Source organism: Microcoleus sp. A006_D1, from assembly GCF_036702805.1.
Classification (GTDB): domain Bacteria; phylum Cyanobacteriota; class Cyanobacteriia; order Cyanobacteriales; family Microcoleaceae; genus Microcoleus.
The window spans coordinates 366,755-386,018 of record NZ_JAUBVZ010000001.1 but is presented as its reverse complement, the minus strand read 5'-3'; the positions used below and the strand labels follow the sequence as shown (position 1 = coordinate 386,018).

Here is a 19,264-nt window from a genome sequence, read left to right as displayed (position 1 = left end):
TTGGGTGCGGGCGAGTCGATCGATACTCTTAGTTGCCTATAAATATCTTAAGACTTACGCGCGGATGCCTCATCACCTTGGTTTTTTCACAGCAAGACGCGTTGCAGCCCGGGGGAAGTGTAAAAAACCCGGTTTTTTCGCGTCGGGGTGCCTAATTCATTCAGTTGACAGTTGACCCCTCGACAGTTGACAGCACTAGACAAAAGAAGTCCGAGGATTGGAGTAATAAATAGTCTGATTTTAATTGAACCCTAAAAGGGTTCCGGCTTTCAACCAATTCTTTCCGGTAATGATTTTTTCCAGCAGACTTAATCTTTGCAGCGAATAATGGGATTTGTTTGTGCAATAAAATATGACCAAAATGCGGTTGATTTGAGTTGCGAATTTCAGACTCTTAACCAAAAAGTTAAACGAAGAAAAGGTGCGTTATTCGATGAACCAATATATAAAAACAATCTTCTATTTGCTGAGGTTTGAAAAATTTGATAAATTATTTTAGTTGTAAAAAAATGATCGAATTATTAACTCATTAATCTACTGCTAACACACTAAAATTCAAAATGGCAATACAAAAAATGGCTATCAACAAAGAAAATATTCAGATCTTAATTATTGATGACCAGCCCAACAACCTCCGGTTTATATCAAATATATTGACGAAAGAGGGGTATAAAGTTCAGCGGGCAATTTCGGGAGAAATGGCGATAAATGCTAAATTTAGTGTTCTCCCCGACTTGATTTTGCTAGATATTCTTATGCCCAAAATGAACGGCTATGAAGTCTGCGAAAGACTGAAAGCTAACGAAAATACTTGCGAAATACCAGTGATTTTTGTGAGCGTTTTTAATGAAATATTTTACAAAGTAAAAGCTTTTGAAGTCGGCGGCGTTGACTACATTACTAAGCCTTTTCAAGTGGAAGAATTTTTATTGCGGATCGAAAGTCAACTGACTATACAACAGCTATCGAAACAATTAAAACAGCAGAATGCCCAACTGCAACGAGAGGTAGAATTTCGCAAGCGGACAGAACAAGCACTCCGGGAAAGCAAAGCGCGGTTGCTAAAATTGGCGGTCAATATACCGGGAGTTATTTATCAATTCATAAAGAAGTCAGAGGGAAGTTTCAAATTTGAATATATCAGTTATGGTTCTCAGGATATTTATGAATTAGAGAGTGAGGAAATATTAAAAAATCCTGAGTTTTGCTTCGATCAAAATCATCCAGATGACCGACAATATCTGGGAGAACAAATTGCTGCTAGCGCTCGAACTTTAGAAGCTTTTGCCCTTGAATGGCGGATTGTTACGCCGTCGGGTAAACTCAAATGGCTGCAATCTAATTCTCGACCAGAACTGCGCGAGAATGGCGATATTGTTTGGTATGGCGTACTTTTTGATATCAGCGATCGCAAGCAAGCAGAAATAGAAACGGCGACAGCTAAAGCTGCTTTAGAACGCCAAGTTCAGCGAGAATTGCTGATTGCAAAAATAACTCAAGAAATTCGATCAAGCTTGCAGCCCGAACAAATATTTCAAACAGCCGCAACTCAAATCGGTCAGGCATTTTGCGCCAATCGCTGTTTGATTCATTCTTACGTTACTACTCCCCAAGTCGATATTCCTCTGGTGGCTGAGTATCTAGAACCTGAGTGGGAATCTACTCGGAATGTATCGGTGCCGATTTGGGGCAATCCTCATGTCGTACAAATGATGATACAAGATCGGGCGATCGCCTCTAACAATGTTGACTCAGAGCCCCTTTTGCAAGCTGTTCAACCGATTTGCCGCCGGGTTGGGTTGAAATCGATGCTGGCAATTCGCACTTCCTACCAAGGTAAGGCAAACGGCGCTATCTGCTTGCACCAGTGCGATCGCTACCGCGAATGGACGAAAGATGAAATCGACTTGTTAGAAGCTGTGGCGGCTCAACTAGGGATCGCGCTGGCTCAAGCTAAACTGATCGATCGAGAAAAAAACCGACTTCAGCAGCTCGATCGGCAAAATCAACAGTTGCAAGCAGAAATTCGCACCCGCATCCGCGCCGAGCAAGCTCTCAAAGAATCTGAAGCAGAATTGCGGGCGATTTTTGCCGCCATGACTGACATAGTTTTAGTCAGAAATGCCGAAGGGCGCTGCATCAAAATCGCCCCGACATCAGCGACGAATTTGGTGAAACCTGCCAGCGCAATGATTAACAGAACCGCCCACGAAGTCTTGCCGGAATCTGTGGCAGATTTGGTATTAAATGCCATCCAACAAGTTCTAAAAACGAAGCAAAGTATCAATGTTGAATATAGCTATACAGTCGGAGAGCGCGAAGTTTGGCTAGACGCTAAAGTTTCTCCGCTTTCAGTAGAATCAGTGATTATGGTAGCGCGAGATATTAGCGATCGCAAACAAGCTGAATCTGCACTCCGAGAAAGCCAACACTTCATTCAGGCGATCGCCGATTCCAATCCCAACCTATTGTACGTTTACGATTTGGTTGAACAGCGGAATGTTTACTGCAACCGACAAATTGCTACGATGCTCGGCTACACAGCCCAAGAAATACAAGATATGGGTACAGCAATGATGTCAACTCTGCTCAACCCCGACGATTTGCCAGAGTTTCTTGAAAGCGTCCAAAAAGTGGAGCGAGCCAAAGACGGCGATGTGATTGATTATCAATACCGAATGAAACACAAAAACGGTGAATGGCGCTGGATGCAAAGTTGGGATACCGTATTTCTCAGAACCAATGATGGTAAACCCAAACAACTTCTCGGCTCGGCTAATGACATCACAGAGCGCAAATTAGCGGAAGAAAAACTGCTAGCATCGCAGCAAAGAATCTCATTTTTATTGCAGCAAACGCCGATCGCAGTTATCGAGTTAAACCTGAATTTAGAAATTATCACTTGGAATCCGGCCGCGGAAGCTATTTTTGGCTACAGCGAGCAAGAAGCGAAAGGGAGAGTCGCCCCCGATTTGATCGTATCTGAAAGCTTTCGCCAGCAAGCATCTGAGATTTTAGATCTCGGCTTGAAGGGCAAATCCAGTGGCATTTCCGAAAATCTGACCAAAGACGGCAGAATTATCATCTGCGAGTGGTACAATACTAGGCTAATTGACGAGAACGGCAAAGCGATCGGTATCGCTTCAATGGCTCTAGATATTACCGAACGCAAGCAAGCAGAAACCGAACTGCAAGAAAGTGCTTTGCGGCAAAGAGCGATCGCCCGCGTGATTGAAAGAATGCGGCAGACATTAGATATCGGAGAAATTTTTCACGCGACAACCCGAGAATTGCGCCAAACCATGAAGTGCGATCGAGTCGCCCTTTACCGTTTCAATCCTGACTGGAGCGGCGAATTTGTAGCCGAATCCGTTGACAGCAAATGGGTTTCTTTCATCCAAGTACAGGAGATAGATTCTAAATTCACAGAAGGCGCTTTAGAAAGCGAAAAATGCCTCGTCCAAAAATTCGATAGCACCTCACAAGAAGTACGCGATACCTATTTGCAAGAAACCGAAGGCGGAGCCTACAGCCGAGGTAAAACTTACCTTTGTGTGCCAGACATTTACAAGCAAGGCTTCGATAATTGTTACATCCAATTGCTAGAAAAATTTCAAGCCAAATCCTATATTACTGTGCCAATTTTCTGCGGCGAACAGCTCTGGGGACTGCTAGCATCCTATCAAAATTCAGCTCCCCGCCAGTGGAGCGAAGCTGAAATTAATGTTGCAGTTCATGTAGGCACTCAGCTAGGAGTAGCATTGCAGCAAGCCGAATTGCTCGCCCGCACTCAAAGGCAGTCAATGGAACTGCTTAAATCCAAAGAAAACGCCGAAGTTGCCAACCGCGCCAAAAGCCAATTTCTCGCTTCCATGAGCCACGAATTGCGCACACCTCTCAATGCGATTCTGGGCTTTTCTCAAGTCATGGCTCGCAACAGTTCGATCACAGAAGAACAAAAAGAATACATAAAAATTATCAACCGCAGCGGCGAACATTTGCTGGAACTGATCAATGATGTTCTGTCAATGTCTAAAATAGAAGCTGGTCAAATTACCATCAATGAAAGCCGCTTCAACCTTTATAATTTTCTCAATAGCCTCAAAGAAATGCTGCAACTAAAAGCCAACTCTAAAGGTTTGCACTTAAGCTTTGAGAATATCGGCGATTTGCCGCACTACATTCAAACAGATGAAGCTAAATTGCGGCAAGTTTTAATTAACCTGCTCGGCAATGCGATTAAATTTACTCAATACGGAACCGTTACTTTGCGTGTCAGCAGCCGCGAAACCAACGCCGCAGCACAAAAAGAAGCCCTATTGCTTTTTGAAATTGCCGACACTGGCCCAGGCATTTCTCCCTCGGAAATCTCCACATTATTCCAGCCCTTCGTACAAACCGAAACAGGTCGAAAATCTATGCAGGGAACCGGGCTAGGATTGCCGATCAGCCAACAGTTTGTGAAGATTATGGGAGGTGATATTGCTGTTGAAAGTCAACTCGGTCAAGGCACAACTTTCAGCTTTAGTATCCAGGTTAACTTAGTAACAGAAAGTGACGAACCAGAAAAATCTGCGTTTAAACAAGTTATTGCTTTAGAATTGGGAGAGCCTACTTATCGGATATTAATAGTTGAAGATATAGCGGAAAATCGCCAACTGCTGGTTAAGCTGCTCGCACCGCTGGGATTTGAAGTCTGCGAAGCAACTAACGGTGAAGAAGGAATTGCTTTGCAGTCAAGTTGGAAGCCGCACCTGATCTTAATGGATATGCTGATGCCAGTGATGGACGGGTACGAAGCGACAAGACAGATCAAGCAAACTCCAGAAGGTAGAGAAACAATAATTATTGCGCTGACTGCTAGTGCTTTTGACGAGCAGCGGCAGATAATTTTGTCTGCTGGTTGTGACGATTTGATCTGTAAACCGTTTCGGGAAGAGGTACTATTTGAGAAGATAGCCCATCACCTGAACCTGCGTTATATTTATGAGGAAGAAAACTCATCTACTTCTGGTTGTGCACCGACACTGCTTCAAAGTTTGACCCCGGAGGATTTGAGTGTAATGCCCAGAGACTGGGTGGTCGATTTGTACCAAGCAGCACTTTGTGTTGACGACAACCGCATTCTCGGACTCATCGAGCAAATTCCCGAAACTTCGGCAAATCTCGCTAACGCTTTAACAGATTTAGTCGATAATTTTCGGATAGATATCATTATTGATTTAACTCAATTATATTATGATGAACGACCATCCATTACCACCGACTCTTAGAGACATTCTGATTGTTGACGATATGCCTGACAACTTGCGACTTTTATCCATTATGCTGGGTTCCCACGGGTATCAAGTCAGGAAGGCTATTAACGGACAATTGGCTCTGCAAGGGGCACAAATGTCTCCTCCCGATCTAATTTTACTAGATATTAATATGCCGAAAATGAACGGCTATGAAGTTTGTGAGCAGTTAAAGTTAAGTGAAAAAACTAAAGATATTCCGGTAATTTTTATTAGTGCGCTAGATGACGTGCTGGAAAAAGTAAAAGCTTTTCAAGTAGGAGGAGTAGATTATATTACTAAGCCGTTTCAAGTAGAAGAAGTCTTGGCCCGCGTCCAAAATCAACTTTCGCTGCGTTTGCTGCAATCGAAACTGCAACAGCAAGCGAGGGAATTGCACGATCGCAATTCGAGATTGCAGGCAGAAATCGCCGAACGGCAGCGGGCTGAAGAATCAATCCGATTTTTGCTGGAAACGACGCGGGCGATCGGCGAAGCTGTAGACTTTCACTCAGCTTTAGAAGTAATTCTGCACCAGGTTGGCGAAACAATCGGATGGGATGTAGGAGAAGCTTGGATTCCGAATGCAGAAGGAAATGTCCTGCAATCTGCCCGGGGCTGGTATGCCAGCAGCGCGAACATGGAATCGTTCCGCAGCCAAAGCAAAAAGCTGACATTTCTCATGAATATAGGGCTGCCGGGACGAGTTTGGGCATCCAAGGAACCGGAATGGGTAGAAGATATTTCCCGGGGCTACCCGCATTTTCTCCGAAGTCAAATAGCACGAAAACTCGGATTCAAAGCAGGTTTTGGCGTGCCGATTTTGGTAGGCGATGAAGTATTGGCAGTGCTAGTTTTCTTTAAAATTTCTTCCTGTCCGAAAGATGGGCGATTTATAGACGTTTTTAATGCGGTTGGCACTCAATTAGGTTCTCTGGTTCAGCGCAAAAAAGCAGAAGAATCGCTGCGGATTGCTGAAGAAAGATATCATAGCATTGTAGAAAATGCGATGGAAGGAATTTTTCAAAGCACGCCTTCAGGAGGCTATCTCAGTGCTAATCCAGCTTTGGCAAAATTGTACGGTTACGACTCGCCGGAAGAACTGATGTCCTGCATTAAAGATATTTCTCAGCAACTGTACGTTGACCCAGAACGCCGCCTCGAATTCGTGGCGGCTATGGATGCAGAAAATGCCGTTTCGGGGTTTGAATCTATGGTATGCCGCAAAGACGGGTGCCGGATTTGGGTGTCAGAAAATGTCCGGGCTGTTCGGGATTCACAAGGTGCGTTAATGTACTATGAGGGTACTGTTTCTGACATTACAGAGCGCAAATTAGCGCAAGAAGAGCTGATAATTCAACAGGAACAAAGCGAGAAGTTGCTGTTAAATATTTTACCCAAACCAATAGCAGAACGCTTGAAGGCCCAGCAAACTACAATTGCAGACAGTTTTGGCGAAGTAAGTGTTTTATTTGCTGATATAGTTGGCTTTACTGAGCTGTCGGCGAGAATGTCTCCGACGGAGTTGGTAAAGAGATTAAATGTGATTTTTTCTCATTTCGACCAGTTAGCTGAAAAGTACGGTGTGGAGAAAATTAAGACTATTGGCGATGCTTATATGGTAGTTGGGGGATTGCCTACGCCGAGAGATGACCACGCCGAGTCGATCGCCCAAATGGCCTTGGGAATGCAGGAAAAAATAGCTAAGTTGTCCGCCGAGACAGGGGAAAAACTGGCAATTCGCGTCGGCATCAATTCCGGGCCGGTGGTGGCGGGAGTGATTGGTGTGAGCAAGTTTACCTACGATTTGTGGGGAGATACGGTGAATGTGGCGGCGAGGATGGAAGCTACGGGTTTTGCAGGCAGCATTCAAGTTACTGATGTTACCTATGAGCTTTTGAAAGATAAGTATTTGTTTGAGAGGCGAGGTGTGATTCCGGTAAAAGGTAAGGGGGATATGATGACTTATTGGTTGGTAGAAAAAAGGTAAAAATGGGGCATGGGGCATGGGGCATGGGGCATGGGGCATGGGGAATTGGGAATTGGGAATGGGGCATTGGGAATGGGGAATTGGGAATTGGGAATTGGGCATTGGGCATTAATCTTCCTTGTTCCTTCTGCTATGATGAAAGTAGTTAACGAAACTTTACATAATAACCGTGACAGCACAACAGCTAGTATCTGCAATCAGCTTTGAAAAACTAATTTGGACTTGGAAAGGTCACAAAATCCAATATACCGTCCAAGGAACCGGCCGCCCTCTGATCTTGATTCACGGATTTGGGGCTTCGATCGGGCATTGGCGGCAAAATATCCCCGCACTCGCGGCCGGCGGCTACCGCGTATTTGCGCTGGACTTGCTGGGATTCGGGGCTTCCGCTAAACCGGCCCTCGATTACACCCTGGAATTGTGGGAAGAATTGCTGACAGATTTCTGGACGGAGTTGGTACAGGAACCGGCGGTATTTGTCGGAAATTCGATCGGCGCTTTGCTGAGTTTGATGGTAGTCGCCAATCATCCAGAAATATCAGCCGGCGGTGTCTTAATCAACTGTGCTGGCGGGCTCAACCACCGACCCGAAGAACTTAGTTTTCCGCTGGGATTAGTGATGGGGACTTTTGCTAAATTAGTTCGATCGCCCTTGATTGGCCCGTTTGTCTTCAACAACATCCGCAAAAAACACCGCATCCGCAACACCCTGCGCCAAGTCTACGGGAATCGGGAAGCCATCACCGACGAACTCGTAGAACTCCTGCACGCGCCCTCCTGCGAGCCGGGAGCTCAACAAGTATTTGCTTCCATTCTCACGGCCCCAGCAGGCCCTCAACCGTCGGAATTGCTGCCAAAGGTCGATCGTCCGTTACTGGTACTTTGGGGCGCAGACGACCCCTGGACGCCGATCGCCGGTAGCCAGATTTATCAAGAATTAGCAGCCAGTGGTAAACCCGTGAAATTTGTGTCAATTCCCAACACGGGCCACTGTCCCCACGACGAGCGTCCGAATGAGGTAAATACTCTGATTTTGGACTGGATGCGGGAATTGAACTAAAATTTTTCTGCGGAATGCAAGGAAAGGGCGATCGGTCAAAACCCTTGCATTCCAAAGGTTATGCCTCGCTCCACCGCACTCGCACCCAGGATTGGGCCGACTCAACAAACATTTTTTGTAAAAAGTATTGACACATTCGGCCGAGTTAGCTATATTGATGGACGTGTGAGGAGCGAACCAGAAAAAGCACCGAGACGAAACACGGCCAGTCGTCGGTGCTTTTTCTGTGGAAAGGCATTTTTTTTAGTTTTCCACGCTCTACAATTGGCCTCCAAAATATCTGCAAACCCGCCCCTTGATTTTTTACTTCGCCACAAGATCCAAATGGCGCATCTTCGGGGTTGGTTAAATAAAGATTCTGATACTGCAAAAAAAGTAAGTGACTGGACTCGATCTCAAAAAATCAGAAAGTTGAGATTTTTTTTAGCATTAAAACTTGATTGCATAGAACTCAAAACTACACAGTTATATAATAACTTAAATATTGTCCCTGGGTTGGGCGGGTCGATCTAATTTTTTCCAGATGTCGCGAAACCCGCCCCTGGTATCTTTAAACAGCCGATCGCACCCACACAACCTCAAACACTCCGTCAGGAATAAACCGACACAAAGCCCTCAAACGATCGTCCGCATCTTGGCGGTTGAAAAAACGAGCAATTGTGTAATGCTGAGCATTCGGCAAAATCCGCACGATCGCCCAAGAATTGCGATCGCCACCCATAATCGGAGAATTGGCATTTCTGAGAGTGTTGAGATAACGGGCGATGGCTACGCCCCGGCTTGCGCCTACGCACTACCCTTAATATTCGCCGCCACGCGCTCGATCACCATCGCCACCAAGCTTTCCAACTCCTGCTGAGTCAACTGCGCGCGATCGGCATCAAAATCGTCATCCGAGTAGCTGCGGATGCGTGACAGCAGTTGCGTGACACCAAAGTCAACTAAACCTTGTTGATAGCCGCGGGTATATTCGCTCTCGTCGCTTCCAGGCCGTACCATAGAGATTGCCTCCTTGTTTATTAGGGGCCATAAGCCAGCGACGAACTTTACTAGGGAGCACGCTGGCTTTTGACTTATCAAGAGCATACCGCATAGTGCAGCATATTACACCACTACGCAGCACTATGGACAAGATTGCCTAAAATACTGCACACTGGCGATCGGCTTAAATAAGAAACAATTAACCTCTAATGGCTAAACGCATATCAACCTCTATAACAGAAGGAATCTATGAGCTACTCCAAGAGTGGGCAAATGAAGAACGGCGCTCAATCAGCGGCTTATCAGCATTCCTTTTAGAGCAAGCTGTGAGAGAACGCCAAAAGCAAAAACAGCCCCCGCCATCTAATGAAAAGCAGGAGAAAAATTAAGTGCAGTTTGGGCGATCGCCCTTTAAACAACTATGAAATTTATCGGCATCGATTTAGGTTGGAGTTCAGGCGCCAGCGGTTTGTGCTGCTTAAATTGGGAAAATAACCAATTACAATTCATCGAGTGCGATCGCCTCTTAGCAACCAACGACATCCTCACCTGGATCGACACTCAAATCTCTCCAACCGAACCAGCAATCATCGCCGTAGACGCGCCCACAATCATCAGCAATCCAACAGGAATGCGCCTCGCCGACAAACTCACCCACAAACACTTCGGCCGCTACCACGCAGGCTGCTATCCCGCCAACCTTTCCCGCCCCTTCGCCCAAAAAACGGTAGAATTTGGCCTCAGTTTAGAAGCCAGAGGATTTGTCCACGCACCAACAATCGAAGCTCAAGAACTAGGAAGATATCAAATAGAAGTCTTTCCCCATCCAGCCACAATCAATCTATTTCAATTAGACAGAATTATCAAATACAAAAAAGGAAAACTGGCAGAGCGTCAACTAGAATTGATGAAACTCTGCCAGTATATTATCGATATTTTACCGAGCCTTGAACCCTCTCTAAATCTGTCTTGTGGCACAGGCATCTTGCCTGTGAGCCTTGGCGGTTCAAAACTCCCCGAAATCCCCACCAGTGTTGCAACTCTCAAAGCCTTAGAAGACAAGCTAGATGCCTTGCTGTGCGCTTATATCGGCGCGCACTGGTGGTACTGGGGAATCGAGCGGAATCTCGTATTGGGCGATCGCACAATCGGCTACATAGTCATACCCCAACTTCAATAAGAAGACAAGGAGTATTTAAGCCGGAATTAGTGTGAGTTATATCAAAAAATCCCGTTGCATCGGAATTAATATTACTAACACCCGGGACACGGCACTGCCGTGTCCCTACAATTAATCGCGGTAGGGAAACGGCACTGCCGTCTCCTCGCTTGTCATTCCGGTTACACCGGAATTGATATTATTTGTTGTTAGTTATTAGTTATTCGTACCAACAAATAACACATAACAAATAACAACTAACTTCTTCTAATGTGCCCAAAGAATCACACCAACTTCATAGGGACTGCTGAGATTATCGTGCTTCGGCAAAACCCGCAACGACAAACCTTGCAAACCGCTAGAAGTATAAGTAATGTCAGCCGTATAAAGACTAGCATTGTGAGAATCCTCACCCAAATACTGCATTACCATCGGCACGCCGCCAACAATCTCGCCATTAGCATCAACCGAACCTTGATAAAGTTCGACTTGCACATCCGCAGGCGTTAATCCCATTAGATTAATGCGAGACTTAACAGCGATCGACTGATTGACCTTAACTTCCTTATCCTGGGAAATATCAACAGCCTCAATCTTAATATCGTACCACTTCGAGAGAACGTGCTTCTTCCAGTGAGACAACTCCTTAGCCGGAGCGCATCCGTCGTTCGTCATAGTGTGGAAGCGATCGCTCACCGGGAAATAAGCCCGTCGCGCGTAATCCTTCACCATCCGAGCAGTATTGAACAAAGGACAATTCAAGGCAATAGAATCCTTCATTTTCGCCGTCCAACCGCGAGGAATTCCATCAGAATCCCGGTTGTAAAACAGCGGTACAACTTCCTTTTCCATCAAGTCGTACAAAGCATTCGCCTCGACATCATCCTGGTACTTAGTATCTTCGTAAAACTCCCCATGTCCGATCGGCCAACCGGTACGAACATAATCCGCCTCATCCCACCAACCGTCAAGAATGCTCAGATTCGGCAAACCGTTCATCGAAGCCTTCATCCCGGAAGTACCCGAAGCCTCACGGGGGCGGCGCGGCGTATTCAGCCACACATCGCAGCCAGACACCATCATCCGAGCGACGTTAATGTCGTAATTCGGCAAAAACACCATTGAATTAATAGTTTCGTGCTCGCGGATGAAGTGAACGATATCCCGAATCAATTCCTTACCCGGAATATCCATCGGGTGAGCCTTCCCAGCAATCACAAACTGCACGGGGCGGTTTTTATCGCGCATGATCCGCATAATTCGATCGACATCGCGCAAAAATAGTGTCGCCCGCTTATAAGTAGCAAAACGGCGCGCAAACCCGATCGTCAGCACCTTCGGATCGAGAGCCTCGCGCGCGTTCTCGATTTCCGTTTGAGCAGCACCGCGCTCACGCAGAGTCTTTTGCAGCCACTCCCGCGCGAACACCACTAACTCCGATCGACAGCGTTCGTGATTGCGCCACAATTCCTCATCAGGAATCGACGCAATTCTGTCCCACAGGCGATCGTCCTGGCCGGTCATTTCCCAATCAGGGCCGAGGTATCGATCGTACAACTCCTGAGTAGACTTCGCCACACAACTGCGAGCGTGCACCCCGTTAGTAATCGAAGTAATCGGCACTTCTTCCATCGGTAAACCCGGCCACAACCCCTGGAACATCGGGCGCGACACCACACCGTGCAAAGCCGCCACCCCGTTGACAAAACTCGACATTTTAATTGCCAAAATTGCCATATTCAGAGGTGTGGACAAATCGCCAGTATTCTCCCGGCCCAATCCGAGAAACTCATCTTGCGACAAGCCAAACATCTTGGGATACTGACCGAGATAGTGCATCACCATATCCGCCTCGAACAAGTCAAACCCAGCAGGCACCGGCGTGTGAGTCGTAAACATACTGCTCGACACCACCACCTGTTCCGCTTCCTCGAAACTCAGGTGATATTCCTCCATCAGCATCCGTATGCGCTCCAAAGCCATGAAAGCCGCGTGGCCTTCATTCATGTGATAAGCCGTAACTGTCAGCCCCAGGGCCTTGAGCATTTTCACGCCGCCGATGCCCAGCATGATTTCCTGGTGCATCCGCAGGGTTTTGTCACCGCCGTACAGTTGGTCGCTAATATCTTGGTCGTAGCGGCTGTTAGGTTCAATATTTGTATCCATCAGGTACAAAGGAACCGTTCCCACTTGTACCCGCCAAATCCGGGCATACACCTTGCGGCCGGGATAGTCCACCTCAATCCGCAATTCCGAACCGTCGGGATTGCGTTCTGGGTGCAGCGGCATATTGTAGAAATCATTGAGCGGATAGCGTTCTTGCTGCCAGCCGTCGGCGTTGAGATACTGCGAAAAATAGCCTTCTTGGTAGAGCAGGCCGACACCGACTAAGGGCAAGCCCAAATCGCTAGCTGATTTGAGGTGGTCGCCGGCGAGCACGCCCAAACCGCCGGAATAGATGGGTAGGGCTTTAACTAAGCCGAATTCCATCGAAAAGTAAGCGTAGCATTCTTGCTTGTCTGTACCGCGCTGTTTGCGGTACCAGGCGCGATTTTTGAGGTAATCGTCTAACTGCTGGGCCGATCGGTTCATTTGAGCAATGAAGCCTTCGTCTTCTGCCATTTCTTGCAGTCGCTGTTGAGAAATGGTTCCCAGCATCAGCACCGGGTTTTGGTTGCTGGAGTCCCAGAGGTCTCGATCGAGGCGGCGGAAAAGGTCTTTGGTATCTACGTTCCAATCCCAGTGGAGGTTATAGGCAAGTTTGCGTAGTGGTTCCAGAATTGCCGGTAGCGAGGGGGAAACGTTGAATGTGCGAATGGGCTGCATAGACAAAGCATTTATGTTGGGGTAGCGATATTTTCCTCTTTCTTGAGCCGCAAGTGGGTGATTCTGCACACTATTTTAATTTTTAAGTGGCGCGGGCGATCGATCTTAGAAGACACGGCGGTTGAAACCGCGTCGATACAAACACTCACGCACCTCCGTGGGTTGAAGAAGACACGGCCGTCTCAACCGCCGTCTCAAGCCGTCTTTCTCTTTTCTTCGTCCGCGAAGGCGGACATCGTTTGTATAGGCGCGGTTTCAACCGCCGTCTTTTTCCGCTCATGACAACTGTCAACTGACAACTGTCAACTGACAACTGTCAACTGTCAACTGACAACTGACAACTGCCAACTGACAACTGCCAACTGACAACTGTCAAGCAATTTTAACTTTCTTCAACAGAGAATTTACCAACAGTTTGCTCGCATCGCCAGCCGAGAGCGCAGTGCTAAAATAGTGACCCTGAATTTCGTGACAGTGGAGCGATCGCAAACACTCCAACTGCTCTTTAGTTTCTACTCCTTCGGCCACCACGCTCAAATTCAAATCTCGCCCCAGCGTCGCTACAGCATTGGCGATCGCCCGTTCGCACGGATCAGTCGTCAGTTCGCAGACAAAAGATTTGTCAATTTTTAAGATATTCAAGGGAAACTTTTTGAGATAATTTAGAGAACAATAACCCGTGCCGAAATCGTCCAGCGCAATTTGCACTCCCATATTTTGCAAATCCCTCAGAACTTTTGTGGTATAATCCACATCTTGCATGGCTGTAGTCTCGGTAATTTCTAACTCTAAATATTTCGGTGCCAAACCAGTTTTTTCCAAGCAGTTCGCCACCATTTGTACTAAATTAAATTGCTGGAACTGCCGCGCCGAAAAATTGACTGCTACCCGCAAATCTGGTTGCAAAGCATCCTGCCAAGCTTTATTTTGAGTGCAGGCCGTTTGCAACACCCATTCGCCAATAGAGACAATTAGTCCGTTCTCTTCGGCGATCGGAATAAACGTCGCAGGAGAAACTAAACCTAATTCTGGATGTTGCCAGCGCAGCAGGGCTTCCATACCCTGGATTTTCCAAGTAGTAATGTTGACTTTTGGCTGGTAGAAAATCTCAAATTCTCCCTGTTCTAGAGCCTCGTGCAGCCTGTTTTCGAGAGTCAGTAACTGGCTGCCTTGGGGATTCATTGTTGAAGTATATAACTGATAGTTATTTCTTCCCATTTCTTTAGCGCGGTACAAGGCAGCATCGGCATTTTTGACTAAAGTTTCCGCATCTTCGCCGTCGTTTGGATAAACCGCAATGCCGATGCTGCTGCTGATGTGCAACGGCTGTTCTCCTAGTTTAAATGCTGGCTTCAAATTGTCGAGAATTCTTTGAGCTGTTTTAACTGCATCTTCCAAGCAATTTATCTCGGGAAGCAGCACGGTAAATTCGTCGCCTCCCCAGCGGGCTACCGTATCAGTCGATCGCAAAGTGTCGCTGATCCGTCCGGCAAAACCTTCTAACAGGCGATCGCCCGCAGCGTGACCTAGTGTATCATTGATCTTTTTGAACCTGTCCAAATCTAAAAACATCACAGCCAGCATTTTTTTGGTTGTTTTAGCTTTGATTAATGACGCTTGCAGGCGATCGTTAAAAAGTATCCGGTTCGGCAAACCCGTCAGTTGGTCGTAAACAGCTTGATAGCGAATAATTTCTTCAGCTTGCTTGCGCTGAGTGATGTCCATCATCGTGCCAATTGCCCGCACTGCTTTGCCGCTGGCATTGCGGATGATGTAACCGCGATCGAGTATGAAAACATATCCCCCGTCAGCGCGGCGAAAGCTGTATTCCTCCGACCAACATTGAGCATCTGAGTTCATTGTTTCATTGAAGCTTGACTTCACTCTTTCTCGTTCTTCAGGATGAACATTCAACCACCATGATTCTAATTCTATCGTCTGAGTTTCGTTGAGTTTGTATCCAAAAACTTTCTCAAACTCTTCGCTCAGCCAATACTCACTTTTTGACAGGTTAAAGTCCCAAACTGCATCATTTGTCGCTCGCGTCAGCAGGTGAAAGCGTTCTTCACTTTTACGGAGTTTTTCTTGGGATTGCCAGCGTTCCGTTACATCGCGAAAGCTGAATACTCGACCTGTAATTTTGCCTCCCGTGAGTTGCGGAAGCGAGTAGCGCTCGAAGATTCTGCCATCTTTAAACTCGATGATATCAAAACTTTCTGCATCAGGGCGATCGGACAATTCTTTAGCGCGGTTGAGAAAGATTTCCGGGTATTTTAACTGGTTGATTCCGTTCCCAAAAATTTTGTTGCTATCTCTCGAATCTAGCAGGAAATCCGGCAACTGCCACATTTGAGCAAACTTGCGGTTAAAGCTGACAACTTTTCCTCCACCGTCAATAGCCAGAATGCCATCAGCAGTAGATTCAATGGTTGCTTGAAGCAAGGAAAGGGATGTTTCTAGTTCTAACTCTGCTAATTTGCGATCGCTAATGTCAAAAGCCGTGACCAATATTGATGCTTTTCTCTCAAATTTGATAATATCTACAGTTGCTTCAATCCAGCGTGTTTCTCCGGTTTTTGTGATAATTTTCACTTCATATTTTGAGCCGGAACTGTCTCGCGGCAGGCTGGATTTACCCCATTTTTTAACTGTTGTCCGAAAATCTGGATGAATTAAATCATATAAATCCAAAGCTAGCAATTCTTCGCGAGTATATCCAGTCAGATCTTCTGTCTGAGAATTGACATAGCGCAACTGTCTGCGCTGATAGATCAATGCAGCAGCATTAACAGTTTCTACCAATTGCCGAAACTTTTTTTCACTGCGCCGCAAATCTCTTTCAGCCCGCTTGCTATCGGTGATGTCTTGTGCTACATACAACTTGCCGCTCACATCGCCTTTGCCATTCCGAATAGTTGAAATAGAAAGCAGTACAATTATTTTTTTTCCTTGTTTAGAAAGGTAGACTTTCTCGACATTGCGGACAGAACCTTCGGCTGTTAAATTTGCTATTTCTAGCCCTGGTGGTGATTCAGTTTCCTTAAAAAGTCCGGCTATTGCTTTGCCTAACAACTCTTTTTTAGAGTATCCTAAAAGTTGACAGGTAGCTTGGTTTAAGGACAGGATATGACCGCCCGGAGTTGTAGCAATGATCGAGACGCTCATTTCCTCGCAAATATCGAGGGCATCTTCGGCAGTTTGCTGCACATCTTGAGTCATTTTGGCAATAGTATCCCGGATATCCTGTTCTTTTTTTGGATACAAAACTTTTTCTTCTTCTGGTAGCTTGTCCTTCCCTGTTTCAGAGTTAGGTTTGATTAGCCCGATCGCCTTGGATAAGATACTTGCCCTATTCGTTCTGATTAATAACGAGATTACTACAAAAATAAAAGCCAGATAATAACCGATTTTTTCTAAACTAAAACTACGCTCTGTTTGGGGAGTTTCCTGAGATTGAATAAAATTATCGCTCGAAGCATTTATCGGTTCTATTTTGGATAATTTATCCACAAATAAGTCAGCGCTTGGAGAAAAAGCGTCAGATGCCGATCGCAAATAGCTAAGTTTCTGAGGCACCACTAAAATTGCTTCTACAGCGCGATGGCAGTCTCTATCGCCTGCACCAGGCAATAGTTTTGCATTAAGGAAAATTTGTACGCCAAAAAGAGCAGCAGTTAAATATCCAAACATTAATTGACCAGTAATTTTCATTGGCTTTATTTCCTAATTTTTAAATAGATGCTTGCCCGCCGTTTAAAATCTGAAGATATCGAGCAGAAGCTCAGGTGCGATCCGAAAACATATCGAACCTTAATTTATGTGGATTTGGTAAACGCACTTTTTTAAAAAAAATAATTTATTGCTGTAACTAATTATAATTCTAATCTTAATTTTAAATGTGTCATCGGCCATTGTGCCACAAATTATCCGCCATTATGCCTAGAGTGCGGCTGGGAGCGCGCTAAAATTAGAGAATTGCCGCCAGAAGGCGATCGAGATTTGTTATAAAAATAAACAATTAGCTTAAAATCGATGCAGAGGCCCACTAATTGAACCAATGAGTCAGACGATCCCAGAACTCCAAACAGAAGTCCGCGCGCTGCAAGCAGAAGTTCCCACCCTGCAAGAGGCACGGGAAAAACTTTGCGTACAGCGCTCTGAGTGCCGAGTGACAGTCACTTTTCCCAAGAATAATACTCCTGAGGCCATGGCCGAGTTCCACCAGCAAAATGCTGCTTTTGGGGAGCAGTGGTTGCAGCAAATCCAGGAGATCGATCGAGAAACTCAAATTATTGACAAGCAACTGCAACAAAAACAGGTGCTACTCGATTACAAACAAGGTGAATTAGACAAATTGCTGGCGGGACAGCACTGGCAACAACTAGAAAACCACGTTCAAAGCGGGGAAAAACGCTTGCAAGCACAAGCTCGCAGAATCAATCAAGCAGCAGTGCAGCTAGAAGCAGAAATCCAAGCTTTAAAAGCACTGTACGACGAACTAAATCCCAGTTATTCAGAGTGGTTTCAACAACAAACTCAAATAGTTGATTTTTCGGCAACAACTATTCCTTACGCTGTTGCCAGCAGCAGCGGGTTAATATTGGGCAACAAGGAGATTGAATGGAAAAAAAATTAGTTTTGAATTGTGATTGAATAGGAAACGGTAAATTAGTAGGGTTGCAGGTCGCCGTTGAATAGCCAAATAAGCAAGACACATTCGACGGCGACCTTTAAATGTTTCCCCGGATTTTTTAGGTAAATAAATCAAAAATGGGTACTAACGGCGCTAATTTTAAGAGCTTTGAGTTTCATTTTTGGAAACGATTTATTTTTGACTCTGGTGTCAATGTAAAAGCTCAAATATCACACTATAAAAGATCGCATAGACTTACTGATGAAACAATTGATTTGGATAGCGCTATTTATTCTGGTTGCGGTGGCGGCTGCGGGTTGGGGCTCAGACTCGTTGCAGCGGTTTTCGGCGGTACCGGAAGTTTCGATCGATCGCAATATCCACATTTCCCAAAACCCGTCACCCTCGCCGCTGACTGCTGAAAAAGATGCAGTCAATCTGCCTCAAATTGACCCGTCCCGGTTGTGGAAACACGTTGAAAATTTAGCAGGAGAACGCGAGGGAGAACGAGATCGTTCTTTGACGAGAGACTACATTTCCCAACAACTAAAAAGTTTCGGATTTTCCCCAGAATTGCAGGAGTTCGATCGCGGAATTAACGTTTTCGCCCAGAGAAAAGGTACTGACTCAAAGGCTGGGGCAATTTTAGTGGCCGCACACTACGATACCGTACCAAAATCGCCCGGGGCTGACGACAATGCGACGGGAGTTGCAGCAGTTTTAGAAGTAGCAAGATTGCTGGGTTCTCGTCCCACTGCTCGGACATTGCAAGTGGCATTTTTCGACAGGGAAGAAATCGGACTTTTAGGCAGTTTAGCATTCGCTGGTAGTCCAGCGCGGTTAAAAAATTTGCAGGGTGCGATCGTCCTAGATATGGTAGGTTATTCTTGCCACACGCCGGGGTGTCAGCAATATCCCGAAGGATTGACAGCGCAACCTTTTCTAGAAGCGTCGGGGGTAACATCTCCCGACAAGGGCGAGTTTATCGCTGTGATTGGGGATGCGGAACATCCGCTGCTGTTGAAAACTTTTGCGGAGTCGGGAAACGCCGATTTACCAGCAGTGGTGGCGCTACCTGTTCCCCTGAAAGGGTTGCTGACTCCCGATGTTTTGCGTAGCGATCACGCGCCTTTCTGGTATAAAGGAATTGGTGCTGTGTTGGTGACGGATACTGCAAATTTGCGATCGCCCCACTACCACCAGTCTACCGATACACTCGCAACTATCGATCGAGCTTTCTTCGCCGGTTCTGCTCAAATTGTGGTCAATGCAGTGGCTAAGTTATTGGAAATTCGGTAATTGGTAACTGGTAATTGTAATTGGTAATTAGTAATACAAG

12 protein-coding genes are annotated in these 19,264 nt (G+C 46.0%); 8 read left to right on the top strand and 4 right to left on the bottom strand.

From position 1 onward, the window contains the following. The first annotated feature begins 560 nt into the window (after positions 1 to 560). Genes QUB68_RS01550 through QUB68_RS01535 form a run of 4 tightly spaced genes read left to right on the top strand, consistent with a single transcriptional unit; the run spans position 561 to position 8,326 of the window. Complete coding sequence (locus QUB68_RS01550) at positions 561 to 5,273, top strand: PAS domain S-box protein (protein WP_332988727.1); 4,713 nt, start codon at positions 561 to 563, stop codon at positions 5,271 to 5,273. After that, positions 5,239 to 7,266 carry an adenylate/guanylate cyclase domain-containing protein gene (locus tag QUB68_RS01545; protein ID WP_332988725.1) on the top strand — a complete coding sequence of 676 codons (2,028 nt, stop codon included), beginning with the start codon at positions 5,239 to 5,241 and terminating at the stop codon, positions 7,264 to 7,266. The genes QUB68_RS01550 and QUB68_RS01545 overlap by 35 nt, the downstream gene beginning before the upstream one ends. A gap of 2 nt (positions 7,267 to 7,268) precedes the next feature. After that, positions 7,269 to 7,415 carry a hypothetical protein gene (locus QUB68_RS01540; protein ID WP_332988722.1) on the top strand — a complete coding sequence of 49 codons (147 nt, stop codon included), beginning with the start codon at positions 7,269 to 7,271 and terminating at the stop codon, positions 7,413 to 7,415. Positions 7,416 to 7,435: 20 nt separating this feature from the next. Continuing rightward, positions 7,436 to 8,326 carry an alpha/beta fold hydrolase gene (locus QUB68_RS01535; protein ID WP_332988720.1) on the top strand — a complete coding sequence of 297 codons (891 nt, stop codon included), beginning with the start codon at positions 7,436 to 7,438 and terminating at the stop codon, positions 8,324 to 8,326. Positions 8,327 to 8,876: 550 nt separating this feature from the next. Here QUB68_RS01535 and QUB68_RS01530 read toward each other — a convergent pair. Together QUB68_RS01530 and QUB68_RS01525 are read right to left on the bottom strand one after the other, a co-directional pair. Beyond that, positions 8,877 to 9,047, bottom strand: a complete 171-nt coding sequence (locus QUB68_RS01530) for a hypothetical protein (protein ID WP_332988719.1) — start codon at positions 9,045 to 9,047, stop codon at positions 8,877 to 8,879. 65 nt (positions 9,048 to 9,112) lie between these two features. Further along, positions 9,113 to 9,325, bottom strand: a complete 213-nt coding sequence (locus tag QUB68_RS01525; RefSeq protein ID WP_332988717.1) for a hypothetical protein — start codon at positions 9,323 to 9,325, stop codon at positions 9,113 to 9,115. Positions 9,326 to 9,516: 191 nt separating this feature from the next. On the opposite strand from QUB68_RS01525, the gene QUB68_RS01520 reads away from it, so the two are divergent. Both QUB68_RS01520 and QUB68_RS01515 read left to right on the top strand, forming a co-directional pair. Next, a complete protein-coding gene (locus QUB68_RS01520) occupies positions 9,517 to 9,696 on the top strand; it encodes a ribbon-helix-helix domain-containing protein (protein ID WP_332988715.1) in 180 nt (59 codons plus the stop codon). 32 nt (positions 9,697 to 9,728) lie between these two features. Beyond that, positions 9,729 to 10,487 (top strand): DUF429 domain-containing protein, encoded by a 759-nt coding sequence (locus tag QUB68_RS01515; RefSeq protein ID WP_332988714.1) that lies wholly within the window; start codon positions 9,729 to 9,731, stop codon positions 10,485 to 10,487. A gap of 246 nt (positions 10,488 to 10,733) precedes the next feature. On the opposite strand, the gene glgP is transcribed toward QUB68_RS01515, so the two are convergent. Together glgP and QUB68_RS01505 are read right to left on the bottom strand one after the other, a co-directional pair. Then, on the bottom strand, positions 10,734 to 13,292 hold the full coding sequence (gene glgP / locus QUB68_RS01510; protein ID WP_332989213.1) for an alpha-glucan family phosphorylase: 2,559 nt from the start codon (positions 13,290 to 13,292) through the stop codon (positions 10,734 to 10,736). Positions 13,293 to 13,664: 372 nt separating this feature from the next. Next, entirely contained in the window at positions 13,665 to 17,003 is a 3,339-nt protein-coding gene (locus tag QUB68_RS01505) for an EAL domain-containing protein (RefSeq protein WP_332988711.1), read from the bottom strand. A 346-nt stretch (positions 17,004 to 17,349) separates the two neighbouring features. Between QUB68_RS01505 and QUB68_RS01500 the strand changes: the two genes are divergently transcribed. Then, positions 17,350 to 17,928 carry a hypothetical protein gene (locus QUB68_RS01500; protein ID WP_332988708.1) on the top strand — a complete coding sequence of 193 codons (579 nt, stop codon included), beginning with the start codon at positions 17,350 to 17,352 and terminating at the stop codon, positions 17,926 to 17,928. A 258-nt stretch (positions 17,929 to 18,186) separates the two neighbouring features. Further along, complete coding sequence (locus QUB68_RS01495; protein WP_332988706.1) at positions 18,187 to 19,224, top strand: M20/M25/M40 family metallo-hydrolase; 1,038 nt, start codon at positions 18,187 to 18,189, stop codon at positions 19,222 to 19,224. Positions 19,225 to 19,264 lie beyond the last annotated feature (40 nt).

Bases quoted from the DNA above. Each gene is read 5' to 3' on its own strand.
- QUB68_RS01550 (WP_332988727.1), top strand. From the start codon at position 561: ATGGCAATACAAAAAATGGCTATCAACAAAGAAAATATTCAGATCTTA.
- QUB68_RS01545 (WP_332988725.1), top strand. From the start codon at position 5,239: ATGATGAACGACCATCCATTACCACCGACTCTTAGAGACATTCTGATT.
- QUB68_RS01540 (WP_332988722.1), top strand. From the start codon at position 7,269: ATGGGGCATGGGGCATGGGGCATGGGGCATGGGGCATGGGGAATTGGG.
- QUB68_RS01530 (WP_332988719.1), bottom strand. From the start codon at position 9,047: ATGGGTGGCGATCGCAATTCTTGGGCGATCGTGCGGATTTTGCCGAAT.
- QUB68_RS01525 (WP_332988717.1), bottom strand. From the start codon at position 9,325: ATGGTACGGCCTGGAAGCGACGAGAGCGAATATACCCGCGGCTATCAA.
- QUB68_RS01520 (WP_332988715.1), top strand. From the start codon at position 9,517: ATGGCTAAACGCATATCAACCTCTATAACAGAAGGAATCTATGAGCTA.
- QUB68_RS01515 (WP_332988714.1), top strand. From the start codon at position 9,729: ATGAAATTTATCGGCATCGATTTAGGTTGGAGTTCAGGCGCCAGCGGT.
- glgP (WP_332989213.1), bottom strand. From the start codon at position 13,292: ATGCAGCCCATTCGCACATTCAACGTTTCCCCCTCGCTACCGGCAATT.
- QUB68_RS01505 (WP_332988711.1), bottom strand. From the start codon at position 17,003: ATGAAAATTACTGGTCAATTAATGTTTGGATATTTAACTGCTGCTCTT.
- QUB68_RS01500 (WP_332988708.1), top strand. From the start codon at position 17,350: ATGAGTCAGACGATCCCAGAACTCCAAACAGAAGTCCGCGCGCTGCAA.
- QUB68_RS01495 (WP_332988706.1), top strand. From the start codon at position 18,187: ATGAAACAATTGATTTGGATAGCGCTATTTATTCTGGTTGCGGTGGCG.